Below are 15,358 nucleotides of genomic sequence, written 5' to 3'. Positions count from 1 at the left end.
GCCCGGCGACCGACAGTTCCCGTGTTGCGCAATCGATGTAAAGGTCTGTCAGGCACGGGCGGGGACCGCCGCCTCCGGCATCGCGGGCTCGTGGAGTGTCCGCAGCAGGAACCAGCCGACCGCGGGCAGGGCGATCAGGGGCGCCAACGCGACCTGGAGCGACGTCGCGTCGGCGAGGGCGCCGATGAGCGGGCTCGCGATGCCGCCGACGCTGACGGTCAGGCCCAGGGTGACGCCGCTGGCCGTGCCCACGCGCCGGGGCAGGTAGTCCTGGCCGAGGGTGACGTGCAGGGAGAACGGCACGTACAGCCCGGCCGACGTGAGGACGACGAACAGGTAGAGCAGCGGCCCGGGGACGAGGACGACGCCCGCGACGGCGAGGACGGTCAGGGCGTACGACCACCGGACCACCGTGACGCGGCTGTACCTGGCCGCGAGCCGTCCCCCGGCCACCGTGCCCACCGCGCCGCCGAGGTAGAGGACGAACAGGGCCGCCGTGCCGGATATTTGGCCGCCTCCGGTGCGCTGGCGCACGTAGAGCGAGACGAACGCGCTCAGGCCGACGAAGACGACCGAGCGGCACACGATGGCCCCGGACAGCTTGAGGAAGGACGCCCAGTTGTCCCTGCCCCCGTCCCGGCTCGCGCGGGTGGCGCCCGCAGCCGGGGAGGCGACCGTCCGCAGCGCTGCCACGCACAGCGCCGCACCGGCGAGGGCGGGTACGGCCAGCAGCGGGGAGGCGTGCAGGCCGCCGGTGGCGATGACGGCGGAGACGAGCAACGGGGCAACAGCGAAACCTATGTTGCCGCCGAGGGAGAACCAGCTCATCGCGGTGTGGCTGCCGTTGCTCGCGTTGCGTGCCACGCGGGCGGCCTCGGGGTGGTACGCGGCGACTCCGATGCCGGACAGGGCGACTGCGGCCAGGGTGAGGGCGTACGAGCCGCCGACCCCGCTCAGCGCGACGCCGAGGCCGCCCAGCAAGGTGCTCACCGGCAGCAGCCACGGCATGGCCCACCGGTCGGTGAGTGCTCCGAACAACGGCTGTACGACCGACGACAGCAGGGACGCGGCCAGCACGATGCCGGACGCCGCGGCGTAGGAATAGGCACGCTCGGAGACGAAGAACGGCACCAGTGCGGCCACCGCTCCCTGGTAGACGTCGACGCAGGCGTGCCCCGAGGACATCAGGGTGATGGGACGGTTCGTGGGCATGCCTCGATCGTTGGCGATCACATGAGTGTCGCGCTTCCGGTAAGTTGCCAACTCGTGCCGAAAATCCGCCACACGCCGAAAGCCCCGACCCGTGCCCAGGTCCTGGCGGCCGGAGAGGAGATCGACGCGCATCGGCACGACGACCACCAGATCGCCTACGCGGGTTCCGGTGTCGTGGCCGTCACCACCGATGCCGGCACCTGGTTCGCGCCCGGTACGCGCGCCATCTGGATCCCCGCGGGGACCGTCCACGCCCACCGGGCGTACGGCCACCTCGAGGTGCACTTCGTCGGGCTGCCGGCCGACGACAACCCCCTTGGCCTGGACGCCCCCACCGTCCTCGCCGTCAGCCCGCTGCTGCGCGAGCTGATTCGCGCCTACACCCGAGCGCCCGACGACACCGGCCCCGAACGCGGACGTCTACGGGCCGTCCTGCGCGACCAGTTGCGCGCCTCTCCCCAACTGCCCGTACGGCTGCCCGCCCCCACCGACCCCCGTCTCGCGGCCGTCTGCTCCATACTCCGCGAGGATCCCGCGGACCCTCGCACCCTGGCCGCCCTCGGCGCCGCGACCGGAGTCGGCGAACGTACGCTCAGCCGCCTCTTCCGCTCCGAACTCGGCATGACGTTCCCCCAATGGCGCACCCAGGCGCGGCTCTACCACGCCCTGCGGATGCTGGCCGACGGCATCCCCGTCACCACGGTCGCCCACCGCTGCGGCTGGTCATCGGCCAGCGCGTTCATCGACGTCTTCCGACGCGCCTTCGGCTGCACCCCGGGCCGCCACAGCCGCCGCTGAAGAGCGAAGAAAAATGGCTCGCCAGAGGCATGCGAAGCGCTTGTAGAGTGCACCGGCCAAGAGATCTTCTTACCCGAGAACGGAAGAGCAGCACGATGAGCGAGCACAGCGGCGCACAGGCCGGCACGGGGCGGGTGTGGTTCGTCACGGGGACCAGCTCCGGTTTCGGACGGGACATCACCCGGGCCGTCGTCGCTCACGGGGACCGGGTCGTCGCCACCGCGCGGGACATCAGCCGCATCGAGGACCTGGTGGCGCTCGCGCCGGACCGGGTGCGGGCCGTCCGGCTGGATGTGACGGACCCCGAGTCGATCCGCCGGGCCGTGGCGGAGGCCGAGGAGGCGTTCGGCCGGATCGACGTCCTGGTGAACAACGCCGCCGCCGGACTGCTCGGCGCGTTCGAGGAGTTGAGCGAGGACGCGCTGCGGCGCAACTTCGAGACGAACGTCTTCGGCGTGATGGCGGTCACCCGTGCCGTCCTGCCGCTGATGCGGCGGCAGCGGTCGGGGCGCATCGTCCAGATGTCGTCGGTGATCGGCGTCATGGCGGCGCCGGGCGGCACCGCGTACGCCGGGACGAAGTTCGCCCTGGAGGGGATCTCCGAGTCGCTCGCGGCCGAGGTCGCGCACCTCGGCATCCGCGTGACGATCGTGGAACCGGGCTCGTTCCGTACCGAGTTCGGCGGCCGGTCGCTGCAGTGGGGCGAGCCGATGGCGGAGTACGCCGAGATCATCGCTCCCGCGCGCAAGGCGCTCGAGGGCTCGCACGGCAGCCAGAAGGGCGACCCGTATCGCGGGGCCGAGGCCATCATCGCCGCGGTCGGCCTCGACGAGCCGCCGCTGCGGCTCCCGTTGGGAGAGGACGCCTTCACCTGGCTCCGTATGCATCTCCAGGGCCGGCTGGCGCAGCTGGACGCGGCGGAGGAGCTGGGGTCGGACACCGCGTTCCGCTGACCGCCGCGGCGGGTTGACCTTGCCCCCAGGGGCAGGGTTTAGCGTCCGTGACAGCAAGCGGAGGTGAGTGAGCGGCATGAGGATCGGTGACGTCGCGCGGGCGGCGGGTGTGACGGTGAAGGCGGTTCGTTATTACGAGTCGCTGGGGCTGGTCACGCCCGGCCGGCTGGCCAACGGATACCGCGAGTACGGCGAGCACGATGTGCGGCTGGTCCGCGAGATCAAGGCGCTCAGCGGGCTGGGCATTCCGGTCGAGCGCACCCGCCCGTTCCTGGACTGCCTGGCCTCGGGCCGGCAGCACGCGGACGACTGCCCGGCGTCGCTCGCCGGGTATCGCGAGGCGATCGACGAACTGACCGAGCGGATCGACGCGTTGTCGGCCCGCCGGGCGGTCCTGACGGCGCACCTGCACGAGGCCGCTCACCGCAACAGCATCGTGAAGCCGAACGTGACGCCAGGAGAGCACCCCATGAGCGACGACTACACCCGGCTGCCGGCCGGTCTGCCCGTGCCCGAGGACGACGGGGCCGCCGATCACCTGCCCGGCGCGGGCCTGCCCGCCCTCGAACTGACCGCCACCTCCGGCGGGTCGGTCCGCCTGGACGCGCTGGGCGCCGGGCGTACGGTCGTCTACCTCTACCCGCTGACCGGGCGGCCGGGCGTCGACGTGCCCGAGGGCTGGGACGCCATCCCGGGGGCGCGTGGCTGCACCCCGGAGTCCTGCGGCTTCCGCGACCACCACGAGGAGCTGCTCGAGGCGGGCGCGGAGCGGGTGTTCGGGCTGTCCGGGCAGGAGACGGACTACCAGCGCGAGGTCGTCGAACGGCTCCGCCTGCCGTTCTCGATGCTGTCCGACCCCGGTCTGCGGCTGGCCCGGCTGCTGGAGCTGCCCACCTTCGAGGCGGGCGGGGCGGAGCTGTACAAGCGGCTGACGCTGATCGTCCGGGACGGCGCGGTCGAGCACGTCTTCTATCCGGTCTTCCCGCCGAACGAGCACGCCGCCCAGGTGCTGGACTGGCTGCGTACGCACCCGGCCTGACATGCCGGTGGCCCGCCGACGGGCGGGCCACCAGTGGTGCGACGGCTTCGGCTGGCGGTGGAGATCCCTGACCACCGCCGGCTTCAGGCCGGGAAACAGACGCCGAACACCCTCAGGGTGATGGCGGTCGGACTGGTGTTGTTCACCCCCACTAGGTAGAGGTTCTCCCTGGTGTCGGGGAACGCGGCGATCTTGTTCAAACCGTCCGTCCAGTTGCCCGGTTGGAGGTAGCCACCGCTGATCACGCGGGTGGCCGCCGGGCATACCGGACTCCTCAGCTCCTGCGCCCGGGCGCCTGAGGGGACGGTGTAGTCCTGCTCCACCAGGCGCGGTACGCCGAGCGTCGCAGGGGGTCCGGCGGGCCCGGTGGGGCCCGCAGGTCCTTGGGGGCCCATGGGCCCGGAGGATCCGGTCGGGCCGGCGGGCCCGGCGGGGCCCATCGGTCCTACGGGTCCCAGGGGTCCTTGGGGGCCTACGGGGCCGAGGGCGCCGGTTTCGCCTCGGTCACCCTTGGGGCCCATCGGGCCGGTGGGGCCCATCGGCCCTACGGGTCCCAAGGGGCCTGCCGGGCCCATGGGGCCCTCCGGTCCCACCGGGCCCGCGGATCCGATCGGTCCGGTCGGCCCGGCGGGGCCCGCGGGTCCGATCGGGCCCGTGGCTCCGGCGAGTCCCTGGGGGCCCGCGGCTCCGGCCGGTCCCGCGGGGCCGGTTGTACCCGAATCACCCCGGTCGCCCTTCGGGCCCTGGGGGCCCGCGGGGCCGGCAAACCCTACGGGGCCGGTCGGTCCCGTAGCACCGGCGGGGCCGGCAGGGCCTGCGGGACCGGCGGGGCCCACCGGTCCGCCGGGGTCGCCCTTGGGGCCCTGGGGGCCGACAGGACCCATGGGGCCCATGAAGCCCGTGGGACCGGCGGGTCCCATCGGGCCCATCGGACCGACCGGTCCTGTGGGACCGGCATCGCCGCGGGGGCCCACGGGTCCCTGCGGGCCGGTCGGCCCGCCCGGATCTCCCGGATCACCCTTGTCGCCCCTGTCGCCCCTGTCGCCCTTCGGACCCTGGAGACCTGTGGGCCCTGTAGGTCCTGTGGGGCCTTGCTGGCCCTGGAGGCCTGTGGGTCCTGTGGGGCCTTGCTGGCCCTGAGAGCCCGTGGGACCGGCAGGGCCCATGGGTCCCATGGCGCCGGCGGGACCGGGCAGGCCCCGGTCGCCCTGGGGACCGGGTGGACCCCAGTCACCCCGGGGACCGACGGGGCCGGGCGGGCCCCAGTCGCCCCGGGGGCCGGCCGGACCCATGGGTCCGGTGGGCCCGGCAGCACCGGGCAGGCCCGGATCGCCCCTGTCGCCCTTCGGTCCGGGGGGTCCCGGTTCGCCCTTGTCCCCCTTGCCACCCTTCGGGTCGTGGTCGCCCTTCGGAGCATCGTGGTTGCCCTTGGGGTTGTGGTCGCCCTTCGGGGCATCGTGGTTGCCCTTGGGAGCGTCATGGTGACCGTCGCCGCGGTGGTCACCGTTCTCGCTATGGCAGAGCGGCACTTCGCCCTGACTCCGGACGAACCGGGCGCTTATCCAGCCCCTGCGGTCGGCGAGCCGGTACCAGCGCCGGTCCCCCTGCACGTCCTCGCCATCGGCCTTGCAGGCGAGCTGGACGCGGTCCCCCGGCTGGTAGAGCCCGAGGGCCGCGGCGCGGGTCGTGGGCTCGCCGCGCACGTACTGGCCGGTGCGGGAGACCACCTTGCCCGGCACCGACCGGCTGCCCGCGCTGCTCGCGCTCCCCGCGCTCCCCGCGGCGAGCGCCCCGCCCGACGCGGCGCAGAGTGCCAGCAGCACCCCGGAGGTCACGGCACCCCGCCTGGTCGCGAAGGCCACGAACCCCCTCTCGAAAAGCGACATGTCGCTCCTTTCACTCCTGGAGAGCTCCGGAGTCGCACAGCACCACGAAAGTGGCGGCGTGTCGGCGAGACGGGACCGGGCATACGCCCAAGCGCAGCACGTACATCACTCACGCGAGGGATGGGTGAGTGATACGAAACGACTTCACGAAGTACGCCGGAAGTCGACAAATCAACAGCATGGCCAATTCCGTCGCCGCCCGCCCCGGCCCTGCGTACCCTCACCGCATGCGCAACGACGACCACGACGGGACGACCCGGAGCAGGCCCCTGGTGGTGATCCTGAGCGGCGCCGGGATCTCCACCGACTCCGGCATCCCCGACTACCGCGGGCCCAACGGGCTCTGGCGGCGCGACCCGGAGGCGGAGAAGCTCGTCACCTACGCGTACTACATGGCCGACTCCGAGATCCGGCGGCGGGCGTGGCGGATGCGGCGGGACGCGCCCACCCTGCGGGCCCGGCCGAACGCCGCGCACGAGGCGGTGGTGCGGCTGGAGCGCTCCGGGGTTCCCGTACGGGTGATCACGCAGAACGTGGACGGGCTGCACCAGCTCGCGGGCATGCCGGAGCGGAAGGTGCTCGAACTCCATGGCACGGCACGGGCGGTGGAGTGCACGGGCTGCGGGGCGCGCTCCGGCATGACGGAGGCGCTGGCGCGCGTGGAGGCGGGTGACCCGGATCCGGCGTGCGAGGCGTGCGGCGGGATCCTCAAGTCGGCCACGGTCATGTTCGGCGAGCGGCTGGACCCCGAAGTGCTGGGCGAGGCCGTGGCGGTGACCAAGGCGTGCGACGTCTTCATCGCGGTCGGCACGAGCCTCACGGTCCACCCGGCGGCGGCGCTCGCGGGGCTGGCGGCCGACCACGGCGCGCGCCTGGTCATCGTCAACGCGGAGCCGACCCCGTACGACGACCGCGCGGACGAGGTCGTACGGGAGCCGATCGGCACCGCACTGCCCAAGGTGCTGGAGCGGCTGGGGGGTTGAGCGCGGGGCAGGCCCTCAGAACAGCCCGTCCTGCGTCGGCTCCCCCGCCGTCCCGCGCTCGAAGGCCAGCAGTTGCCGCTTGCGGTCGAGGCCGCCGCCGTAGCCGGTGAGGCTGCCGTCGGCCCCGATGACGCGGTGGCAGGGGACGATGATGCCGATGGGGTTCTTGCCGTTGGCGAGGCCGACCGCCCGGGAGGAGCCGACGGAGCCGATGCGCTCGGCGAGTTGGCCGTAGGAGAGCGTCGTCCCGTACGGGATCTGCCGGAGCCCGTCCCAGACGCGGCGCTGGAAGGGCGTGCCCTCCAGGCGCAGCGGAAGGTCGAAGCGGGTCAGCTCACCGGCGAAGTAGGCCTTCAGCTGACGGATGACCTCGGCGAAGGTCGTGTCGTCGCGGTCGCCGAAGCCTCCCTCGGGCGGCCGGTGGCGCTGGTCGGTCATGTAGAGGCCGGAGAGCTCGCCTTCGGTGGCGACGAGGGTGAGCAGGCCGTAGGGGCTGTCCAAGGTGGTGTGAACGGTGGTGTGAACAACAGCCATGGCGGCCTCCTTTCAGTTCGCGGGCGTGTTCGCGGGCATGCGGGCGGCCGCATGCTCGTCGGCGGACCACAAGTATTGGACGGCATAGGCGCGCCACGGACGCCAGGCCTCCGCGTGACGGGTCAGCGCGGCGGGTGTGGCGGGCAGGCCCGTACGGGCCGCCGCGCGGCGCACCCCGAGGTCGGTCGCGAGGAAGGCGTCGGGGTCGCCGAGGGCCCGCATGGCGATGAGGCCGGCGGTCCAGGGGCCGATGCCGGGCAGGGCGGCGAGCCGGTTCCTGGCTTCGGACCAGTCGCTGCCGACGTCGAGGCGGAGTTCACCGTCCGCGAGGGCCCGCGCCGTGCGCAGCACGGTGGTGCGCCGTGCCGCGGGCATCGCGAGGGAGGCGGGGTCGAGGGCGGCCAGCGCCTCGGGGGTCGGGAAGAGGTGGGTGAGGCCGCCGTCGGGGGTCTCGAGGAGGGTGCCGTGGGCGGTGACGATCCGGGCGGCGAGGGTGCGTGCGGCGGCGGTGGAGACCTGCTGGCCTAGGACGGCGCGGAGGGCCAACTCCTCGGCGTCCACGGTGCGCGGGACCCGCCGGCCGGGGTTCTTGTCGACCAGCGGCGCCAGATGGGGGTCGGTGCGCAGCAGTGCGTCGACGGCCTCGGGGTCGGCGTCCAGGTCGAGGAGCCTGCGGCAGCGGCTGATGGCACCGGCCAGGTCGCGCTGGTCGGTGAGGGCGAGCCGGCACTCGATGTGACCGGCGCGGGGAGCGAGGGCGACGGTTCCCTGCCCGTACGGCAGGCGCAGCGTGCGGTGATAGGCGCCGTCGCGCCATTCCTCCACGCCGGGTACGGCGGTTGCGGCGAGGAGCCCGAAGAGGTTGTCGGGGCACAGGGGTTCGCGGTAGGGCAGACGGAGCGTCAGCTTTCCCGGTACGGACGGGAGTCGTCCGCGCCCGGCGCGGGCGCGCAGTTCGCTCGGGCTGAGCGCGAAGACCTCGCGCACGGTCTCGTTGAAGGTGCGGATCGAGGAGAAGCCGGCGGCGAAGGCGATGTCCGCCATGGGCAGGGCACTGGTCTCGATGAGGACGCGTGCGGTCTGCGCGCGCTGGGCGCGGGCGAGGGCGAGCGGTCCCGCGCCGAGCTCGGCGCGGAGCTGGCGTTCTATCTGGCGGGTGCTGTAGCCGAGGCGGGCCGCGAGCCCGGGCACGCCCTCGCGGTCGACGGCTCCGTCGGCGATCAGCCGCATCGCGCGGGCGACGAGGTCGGCGCGTTCGTTCCACTGCGGCGAGCCGGGGCTGGCGTCGGGCCGGCAGCGTTTGCAGGCCCGGAAACCGGCCTGCTGGGCAGCGGCGGCGCTCGGGTAGAAGCTCATGTTCCGGTCCTTGGGCGGGACGACCGGACAGCTCGGGCGGCAGTAGATGCGGGTGGTCAGGACGGCGGTGTAGAACCAGCCGTCGAAGCGGGAGTCCTTGGACCGCACGGCCCGCACACAGCGGTCGAAGTCGATCTGCATGCTTCAAGGATCACGCGCGCGGGCCGCCGGGGCTCGCGGAAATCCGACATGGCCGTCTCCGCTTGTCAACATTCATTGACAGGCCTCCTTTGTCATCCTACGTTGACAGCATGGCCGGAACGGATGCGAAGGACGCGGTCGGTACGACCGAGGCCGCCATGAACGCGGACCCCCGTGTGGGGCTGCGCGCGGTCGCCGCTCTGCGGCGGCTGGTCGAGCGCCTCGAGGCGCTCCAGGTCGACAGCGCGCGACGGCAGGGCTGGTCCTGGGAGGAAATCGGGGCCGCACTCGGCGTCAGCAGGCAGGCAGTCCACAAGAAACACGCCAGGAGGTAGACATGTTCGAGCAGTTCACGAAGAGCGCGCGGGCCGCGGTCGTCATGGCGCAGGAAGAGGCGCGCATGCTGCACCACTTCCGCGTCGGCGCCGGGCATCTCCTGCTCGCCGTCTGCACGTTGGACGGGGCGCCGGGGGCAGTCACGCTGGCGCGGCTCGGGATCACGGCGCAGTCCTGGCGTACGGCCGTGAAGTCCGCCGGCCCGCTCGACGAGGACGACGCCGAGGCGCTGCGCGCGCTGGGCATCGACCTCGACGCCGTGCGCGACCGCGCGGAGGACGTCTTCGGGCCGGGCGCCCTCGACCGGCCCGAGGAGGAGAGCACTCGACCGTGGCACCGCCGCGCCAAGGGCCCCAAGGGGCACATCCCGTTCGACCGGAGCGCCAAGCACGCACTGGAGCGCGCCCTGCGGGAGTGCGCGGCGATGGGCGACCGCCACATCGGGTCCGAGCACATCGTGCTGGGCGTCCTGGCCGCCGGCGACAAGACGGTCGACGGGCTCCTGCGCAGGCACGGGACCGAGCCGGAGGCCGTCCGTACGGCGCTGCTCACCGACCTGCGGAGCGCGGCCTGAGACGGACAGGGAGAAGGCCCCGGCGCACCGCCCCCGTATGCGCGCCGGGGCTCATGTGCCAAGGGAGGAAGGCCCGTTGACATCCCCCTTCCGTGCCCCTGCCACGTAGTAGCGAGCATGACGCACGGGACGTCGTCCGGAAATCCCGAGTTCTTGGGGGTTGTGGAGAGGCACACTCGGGTGCATGTCGATGACGACAGTCACAAATGTGGCGGCGGCCGGAAACACCGCCGTGGGAGAGCTCGCACGCGAGCTCTCCCACCGGATCAGGGGGCTCATCCCCCACGACGGCCTCCTCCTCGCCGGCTACGACCCGGTCACCGGGGCAGGCTGTCTGCTCACCGGCGAGCACTCCGGTGGCGCCCCGCCGCTCCGGAGCCGGCTGGACGCGATCGTGAACGGCCCCCAGCCACCGCGCTATTACCGCGGGCAACTCGCCACGGCGGATTCCGGCCACCGAGTGCTCGAGGTCACTCACGCCAAGGGCTGGGGCAGCGAGATGCAGGTGACCCTGGTGCACGGCGGAACAACCTGGGGCTCCGTGATCCTGGTGCGCGATGAGGGAGGACGGCCGTTCTCTGCCGACGAGGCCCGCCATGCCCGGCTCCTCGTCCCGCCCATGGTGGACATCCTCAAGCGCTTCGTCAGGGCCATGCCTCCCCGTCCGCTGCGGACGGCGCTGCCGACGGGCGTGATCGTCGTCGGCGCCGACAACCGGATCGCCTCCGCGACCCCCTCGAGCCGGGAGTGGCTGCGCACCGCGGCGTCCCATCCGACGCTGACCGACGAGGACTTGTGGATCACGGTCTGGAACAGGGCCTTCCTCACACGCCTCACCGGCGCACCCACGGTGTCCCGGATCCCGACGCCGGGCGGCTGGATCGCGGGGCACGCCCAGTTGCTGGAGGGCGGCGCCCCCGGAGAGGTCGTCGTCACCATCCAGCCCGCCGCGGCCGGTCTGCTGCTGCCCGCGGTGAGCGCCTGGTACGGGATCACCCCCAGGGAACGCGGCGTCGTGGAGCAGGCGCTGGAGGGGCTCTCCGCCAAACAGATCGCCCGCCGCCTCGAGTTGTCCCCGTACACGGTCAACGACCACTTCCGGTCGGTCTACCGCAAGATGGGCGTCGGCGGCCGCGACGAGCTCATCGCCGCGCTCTCCCACGGCTGACAGCGACCATCAGGCCCCGCGCAGCCTCCGCCACACCGCACGCGCCGCGTGGTGTCCCGACATCCCGTGCACCCCGGGCCCCGGCGGGGTGGCCGAGGAGCACAGGAAGACGGCGGGGTGGGCGGTGGCGTACGGGACGCGGGCGAGCTTGGGGCGGACGAGCAGCCGCAGCCCGGCGACGGAGCCGATCGCGATGTCGCCGCCGACGTAATTGGCGTTGCGGGCGGCGAGTTGGGGCGGCCCCTGGACGGCACGGGCGAGCACGAGGTCGCGGAACCCGGGCGCGAACCGCTCGATCTGACGCTCGATCACCTCAGTGGCGTCGCCCTCCCATCCGTTGGGCACGTGCCCGTACACCCAGAAGGTGTGCCGGCCCTCGGGGGCCCGGCCGGGGTCGACCACGCTGGGCTGGGCGGTGATGAGGAAGGGGACGGAGGGGTCGCGGCCCTCCAGCGCGGCCCGCAGCGCGGCGTCGATCTCGCCGTAGGTGGGCCCGACATGGACCGTGCCGGCCCGGCGGGCCTCCTCGGCGGTCCAGGGCACGGGGCCGGACAGCGCGTAGTCGACCTTGAAGACGCCCGGGCCGTAGCGGTAGCCCCGGTAGGCGTTGCCCAGGTCCGCGATCCGGGCGAGGGCGGTCGGCGAGGTGTCGAAGACGTACGCGCGGGCGGGCGGCAGGTCGTCGAGCCGCTTGACCTCGAAGCCGGTGTGGATCGCGCCGCCCAGCGCGCGCAGGTACGAGCCGAGCGCGTCGGCGATCGACTGGGAGCCCCCGCGCGGCACGGGCCAGCCCCGCTCATGGGCGGCGAGGGCGAAGACCAGGGCCATCCCGGCCGTCCCGAAGGAGGTGAGCGGCGCGATGCCGTGGGCCGCGAGCCCGGCGAACAGCGCCCGCGCCTTCTCGTCGCGGAAGCGGCGGGTGAACAGGGCGGCGGGCTGGGCCGCCGACAGGCCGAACCGGGCGTAGCCGACGGGGTCGTGCGGCGGCCCGTCCCACTGGGTGCGCAGGAAGTCCCGGGCCAGCACGGCCCACTTCCCGTGGAAGGGCGCGATCAGCCGCCGGTACGCCGCCGCGTCGTGCGGCCCGAACGAGCCGGCGGTCTCGCCGACGCGGCGGGAGAGGATCGCGGCCGTGCCGTCGGGGAAGGGGTGGGCCATCGGCAGCTCGGGGTGGAGCCACTCGAGGCCGTACCGGGCGAGCGGCATCGCGGCGAACGCGGGCGAGCCGATACCGAGGGGATGGACGGCGGAGCACGGGTCGTGGCGGAAGCCGGGCAGGGTCAGCTCCTCGGTGCGGGCCCCGCCGCCGATGGCGTCGGCCGCCTCGAACACCTCGACCGCCAGACCGCGCCGGGCCAGCTCGACGGCGGCCGTCAGCCCGTTGGGCCCGGCTCCTACCACTACGGCGTCAAGCATGGCGGGCACCGTTGCCCTCCCCTCGTGAGCCGGTCAGCCGGCGGACGCCAGCAGGCCCAGAATATGCCGGAGGGTGGCCTCGTCCCGTGCGGCGGCGAAGGGCAGCGCGTTCCCGCCCGCGATCCGGAAGGGCGCGCCCGCGACCGTCGCGCTCGCACCGCCGGCCTCCGCGACGAGCAGCAGCCCGGCCGCGTGGTCCCAGGCGTTCTCCCAGGTGAAGGCGATCGAATCCAGCGTGCCCTGGGCTATGTGCAGGTACTCGAGCCCGGCGGAGCCGCAGGGGCGCGGCGCGACACCGGCCGTGTTCAGCGGGGACAGTGCCTGCTTCTCGGCATCGGTGGTGAAGTCGTAGTGGGAGATGGCGACTTCGAGGTCCCGGCCGGGCTCGGGGGAACCCGCGGTGAGCGGCACATCGCCCAGCCGCGCCCCGCTGCCGCGGACGGCGGTCGCCATCAGGTCGAGGGCGGGCGCGTGCGTCCAGGAGGCGAGGAGCTCGCCGCGGTGCGCGAGGCAGACCAGGGTCGCGAAGCCGGGGTCGCCGTGGACGAACTGCCGGGTGCCGTCGACCGGGTCGACGATCCAGACGGGGGCGTCGCCGCTCAGCGCCGCGAGTATGCCGGGGTCGGCGTGCACGGCCTCCTCGCCGACCACGACGGAGCCGGGCAGCAGGGCGGTGAGGGAGGCCGTCAGGTGCTCCTCGGCGAGCCGGTCGGCGACCGTCACCAGGTCGTGCGGGCCCCTTTTCTCGACGATCTCGTGCGCGGCGAGCTGCCGGAAGCGCGGCATGATCTCGGCGGCGGCCGCCTTGCGGACCGCCTCCTCGACCTCGGACAGGTCACCTGCGAGAAATGCATCGATCATGAGTCCATCGAACCACGGGGGTACGACAGACGGAGGCGTGGTGGTGGACACATTCTGTCCGTGAGGTGAACGGACGCCACCGTGCTCACCTGCCCACCGCGAGCCCCTGCATGCCGCGCGGGTCGGCGGCGGCCGACAGGACGCCCGTCTCCGGGTCCCGTGCGACCGCGCACAGCCTGCTCTCCGTCCACGGCCCGGCCACGGTCACCTCGTGCCCGCGGCGGCGCAGCTCCGCGATCGTCCGCTCGCCGAGGCCCGGTTCGACGGTGACGGAACCGGGGTGCGTCAGGCGCGGGTCGAAGGAGCTGGGGAAGCCGTCCTGGTGCCAGGCGGGCTCGTCGATCGCCCCCTGAAGGTCGGGCCCCCCGCCGGCCTCGGGCCTCAGGGCCGCGGCGAGGAAGAAGTGGAGCTGCCACTGATCTTGCTGGTCGCCGCCGGGGGTGCCGAACGCCATGACCGCCTCGCCGCCGCGCAGGGCGAGGGACGGGGTCAGGGTGGTGCGCGGGCGCCGGCCCGGGGCGAGCGAGGCCGGCAGGCCCTCCTCGAGCCAGTTCATCTGGAGCCGGGTGCCGAGCGGGAAGCCGAGCTCGGGGGCGACGGGGTTGCACGGGAACCAGCCGCCGCTCGGCGTCGCGGAGATCATGTTGCCCCAGCGGTCGACGACGTCGAGGTGACAGGTGTCGCCGTGCCGCGGGCCACTGGCGGCCAGGCGGGGATCGCCCGCGCCGGGGCCCCGTGGCCCGGTCGCGACGGCGGTCGTCGCGTGCCGGGGCAGCCGGGGCGTACGGCCGTCGGGGCTGCCGGGGCGCAGCTCGTGGGAGGCGGTGTCGCCGATGAGGGCGCGCCGGGCGGTGGCGTAGTCGTCGGAGAGCAGGGCACGCAGCGGCACCTCGGCCGCGTCGCCGTACCAGGCCTCGCGGTCGGCCATGGCGAGCTTGCTCGCCTCGATGAGGGTGTGGACGTACTCCGGGCTCCCGTACTCCGGCGGGTCGGGCAGCAGGGCGAGCTGCTGGAGGAGGACCGGGCCCTGCGTCCAGGGGCCCGCCTTGCACAGGGTCCAGCCGTGCCAGTCGAGGGTGACCGGGTCCTCGTAGGTGGCGCGGTGACGGGCGAGGTCGTCGCCGGTGAGGGTCGAGGTGTGCCGGTTCCCGGTGCTGTCGAGCGTGGGACGGGAGGCGGTGCGCAGCAGTGCCTCGGCGACGAAGCCCTCGCGCCAGGCGCGGCGGGCGGCGTCGATCTGCGCCTCGCGGCCGGGTCCGGCGGCCCGGGCCTCGGCGACCAGCCGCTGCCAGGCGGCGGCGAGCGCGGGGTTGCGGAAGGGTCTGCCGGGGACGGGCGGTTCGCCGCCGGGGAGGTACACCGCGGCCGAGTCCGTCCATTCGGTCGTGAACAGCTCCCGCATCGCCGCGGCGGCCAGGCACACCCCGGGTGCGGGCGCGTGGCCGTGCCCGGCGTAGCCGATGGCGTACTCCAGCACGTCGGCGAGGGTCTTGGTGCCGAAGTCGCGCAGCAGGAGCATCCAGGCGTCGAACGCGCCGGGGACGGCGGCCGCGAGCGGGCCGGTGCCGGGGACGAGGGTCAGGCCGAGGGAGGTGTAGTGCGCGATGCTCGCCCCGGCGGGGGCCGGGCCGTGGCCGCACAGCACTCTGACCGGTCCGTCGGCCGGGGCGAGGATCGCGTTCACCTCGCCGGCCGGGCCGTTCATGTGCGGTTCGACGACCTGCAGGACGAAGGCGCCGGCGACGGCGGCGTCGTAGGCGTTGCCGCCGTGCTCGAGCACGGCCATCGCGGACTGCGAGGCGAGCCAGTGGGTGGAGGACACCATGCCGAAGGTTCCTTGCAGCGTGGGTCGGGTGGTGAACTGCATCCCTCACCTCCGGTCAGCTCGATCGGAGCAGAGTACCGAGGCACTGGCCGGCGGCAATACCCCGGCGCACAATCGTTGCTGAACTGGATGCCGTAGAACGCCCGTTGCAAAGCCGAGCACAAATTACACACACCCTCTCTACAGATTGGCTCCCAGTGGTCTAAGTTGTCGGTGCTTCAGCTGCTCGGGCACGAGACGGCAACTGATGATCAACTCCTGGAGCCCGGCAGGGGA

Annotated in this window: 14 protein-coding genes; 7 read left to right on the top strand and 7 right to left on the bottom strand. The window is 73.4% G+C overall.

Translation table 11 applies throughout. The features are described 5' to 3' along the window. Nucleotides 1-48: 48 nt before the first annotated feature. Nucleotides 49-1,212, bottom strand: a complete 1,164-nt coding sequence (locus tag ACV530_RS23700) for an MFS transporter (protein WP_494334635.1) — start codon at nucleotides 1,210-1,212, stop codon at nucleotides 49-51. Nucleotides 1,213-1,266: 54 nt separating this feature from the next. Between ACV530_RS23700 and ACV530_RS23695 the strand changes: the two genes are divergently transcribed. The 3 genes from ACV530_RS23695 (at nucleotide 1,267) to ACV530_RS23685 (ending at nucleotide 4,002) form a co-directional block, all read left to right on the top strand. Beyond that, nucleotides 1,267-2,010 (top strand): AraC family transcriptional regulator, encoded by a 744-nt coding sequence (locus ACV530_RS23695; RefSeq protein ID WP_494334634.1) that lies wholly within the window; start codon nucleotides 1,267-1,269, stop codon nucleotides 2,008-2,010. 95 nt (nucleotides 2,011-2,105) lie between these two features. Next, a complete protein-coding gene (locus ACV530_RS23690) occupies nucleotides 2,106-2,963 on the top strand; it encodes an oxidoreductase (RefSeq protein ID WP_494334633.1) in 858 nt (285 codons plus the stop codon). A 76-nt stretch (nucleotides 2,964-3,039) separates the two neighbouring features. Next, nucleotides 3,040-4,002, top strand: coding sequence for a MerR family transcriptional regulator (locus ACV530_RS23685; RefSeq protein WP_494334632.1), 963 nt, complete (start codon nucleotides 3,040-3,042; stop codon nucleotides 4,000-4,002). An 83-nt stretch (nucleotides 4,003-4,085) separates the two neighbouring features. Here ACV530_RS23685 and ACV530_RS23680 read toward each other — a convergent pair whose 3' ends face one another. Further along, nucleotides 4,086-4,397, bottom strand: a complete 312-nt coding sequence (locus ACV530_RS23680; protein WP_494334631.1) for a hypothetical protein — start codon at nucleotides 4,395-4,397, stop codon at nucleotides 4,086-4,088. 1,718 nt (nucleotides 4,398-6,115) lie between these two features. Here ACV530_RS23680 and ACV530_RS23675 point away from each other — a divergent pair. Continuing rightward, nucleotides 6,116-6,871, top strand: a complete 756-nt coding sequence (locus tag ACV530_RS23675; RefSeq protein WP_494334630.1) for an SIR2 family NAD-dependent protein deacylase — start codon at nucleotides 6,116-6,118, stop codon at nucleotides 6,869-6,871. 15 nt (nucleotides 6,872-6,886) lie between these two features. On the opposite strand, the gene ACV530_RS23670 is transcribed toward ACV530_RS23675, so the two are convergent. Both ACV530_RS23670 and ACV530_RS23665 read right to left on the bottom strand, forming a co-directional pair. Then, nucleotides 6,887-7,405 (bottom strand): methylated-DNA--[protein]-cysteine S-methyltransferase, encoded by a 519-nt coding sequence (locus ACV530_RS23670; protein ID WP_494334629.1) that lies wholly within the window; start codon nucleotides 7,403-7,405, stop codon nucleotides 6,887-6,889. 12 nt (nucleotides 7,406-7,417) lie between these two features. Further along, nucleotides 7,418-8,902, bottom strand: coding sequence for an AlkA N-terminal domain-containing protein (locus tag ACV530_RS23665; RefSeq protein WP_494334628.1), 1,485 nt, complete (start codon nucleotides 8,900-8,902; stop codon nucleotides 7,418-7,420). Nucleotides 8,903-9,012: 110 nt separating this feature from the next. Between ACV530_RS23665 and ACV530_RS23660 the strand changes: the two genes are divergently transcribed. From ACV530_RS23660 to ACV530_RS23650, 3 genes are all read left to right on the top strand, one after another. Beyond that, the gene (locus ACV530_RS23660; RefSeq protein ID WP_494334627.1) at nucleotides 9,013-9,237 is read left to right on the top strand and encodes a hypothetical protein; all 225 of its coding nucleotides are present in this window, start codon (nucleotides 9,013-9,015) and stop codon (nucleotides 9,235-9,237) included. Nucleotides 9,238-9,239: 2 nt separating this feature from the next. Then, entirely contained in the window at nucleotides 9,240-9,812 is a 573-nt protein-coding gene (locus ACV530_RS23655) for a Clp protease N-terminal domain-containing protein (protein WP_494334626.1), read from the top strand. 184 nt (nucleotides 9,813-9,996) lie between these two features. Beyond that, on the top strand, nucleotides 9,997-10,980 hold the full coding sequence (locus tag ACV530_RS23650) for a helix-turn-helix transcriptional regulator (RefSeq protein ID WP_494334625.1): 984 nt from the start codon (nucleotides 9,997-9,999) through the stop codon (nucleotides 10,978-10,980). A gap of 9 nt (nucleotides 10,981-10,989) precedes the next feature. On the opposite strand, the gene ACV530_RS23645 is transcribed toward ACV530_RS23650, so the two are convergent. From ACV530_RS23645 to ACV530_RS23635, 3 genes are all read right to left on the bottom strand, one after another. After that, complete coding sequence (locus tag ACV530_RS23645) at nucleotides 10,990-12,396, bottom strand: phytoene desaturase family protein (RefSeq protein ID WP_494334624.1); 1,407 nt, start codon at nucleotides 12,394-12,396, stop codon at nucleotides 10,990-10,992. Between the two features lie 33 nt (nucleotides 12,397-12,429). Next, nucleotides 12,430-13,257, bottom strand: coding sequence for an inositol monophosphatase family protein (locus ACV530_RS23640; protein ID WP_494334623.1), 828 nt, complete (start codon nucleotides 13,255-13,257; stop codon nucleotides 12,430-12,432). 85 nt (nucleotides 13,258-13,342) lie between these two features. After that, nucleotides 13,343-15,124 carry a gamma-glutamyltransferase family protein gene (locus ACV530_RS23635; RefSeq protein WP_494334622.1) on the bottom strand — a complete coding sequence of 594 codons (1,782 nt, stop codon included), beginning with the start codon at nucleotides 15,122-15,124 and terminating at the stop codon, nucleotides 13,343-13,345. Between the last annotated feature and the right edge of the window lie 234 nt (nucleotides 15,125-15,358).

It is taken from the genome of Streptomyces sp. SX-6, from assembly GCF_059089585.1.
This window is presented reverse-complemented; position numbering and strand designations above follow the sequence as displayed.

Excerpts from the sequence above, each read along its gene's own strand:
- ACV530_RS23660 (WP_494334627.1), top strand. The coding sequence starts at position 9,013 with ATGGCCGGAACGGATGCGAAGGACGCGGTCGGTACGACCGAGGCCGCC.
- ACV530_RS23685 (WP_494334632.1), top strand. The coding sequence starts at position 3,040 with ATGAGGATCGGTGACGTCGCGCGGGCGGCGGGTGTGACGGTGAAGGCG.
- ACV530_RS23655 (WP_494334626.1), top strand. The coding sequence starts at position 9,240 with ATGTTCGAGCAGTTCACGAAGAGCGCGCGGGCCGCGGTCGTCATGGCG.
- ACV530_RS23640 (WP_494334623.1), bottom strand. The coding sequence starts at position 13,257 with ATGATCGATGCATTTCTCGCAGGTGACCTGTCCGAGGTCGAGGAGGCG.
- ACV530_RS23690 (WP_494334633.1), top strand. The coding sequence starts at position 2,106 with ATGAGCGAGCACAGCGGCGCACAGGCCGGCACGGGGCGGGTGTGGTTC.
- ACV530_RS23670 (WP_494334629.1), bottom strand. The coding sequence starts at position 7,405 with ATGGCTGTTGTTCACACCACCGTTCACACCACCTTGGACAGCCCCTAC.
- ACV530_RS23700 (WP_494334635.1), bottom strand. The coding sequence starts at position 1,212 with ATGCCCACGAACCGTCCCATCACCCTGATGTCCTCGGGGCACGCCTGC.
- ACV530_RS23635 (WP_494334622.1), bottom strand. The coding sequence starts at position 15,124 with ATGCAGTTCACCACCCGACCCACGCTGCAAGGAACCTTCGGCATGGTG.
- ACV530_RS23645 (WP_494334624.1), bottom strand. The coding sequence starts at position 12,396 with ATGCTTGACGCCGTAGTGGTAGGAGCCGGGCCCAACGGGCTGACGGCC.
- ACV530_RS23680 (WP_494334631.1), bottom strand. The coding sequence starts at position 4,397 with ATGGGCCCCCAAGGACCTGCGGGCCCCACCGGGCCCGCCGGACCCCCT.
- ACV530_RS23675 (WP_494334630.1), top strand. The coding sequence starts at position 6,116 with ATGCGCAACGACGACCACGACGGGACGACCCGGAGCAGGCCCCTGGTG.
- ACV530_RS23650 (WP_494334625.1), top strand. The coding sequence starts at position 9,997 with ATGTCGATGACGACAGTCACAAATGTGGCGGCGGCCGGAAACACCGCC.
- ACV530_RS23665 (WP_494334628.1), bottom strand. The coding sequence starts at position 8,902 with ATGCAGATCGACTTCGACCGCTGTGTGCGGGCCGTGCGGTCCAAGGAC.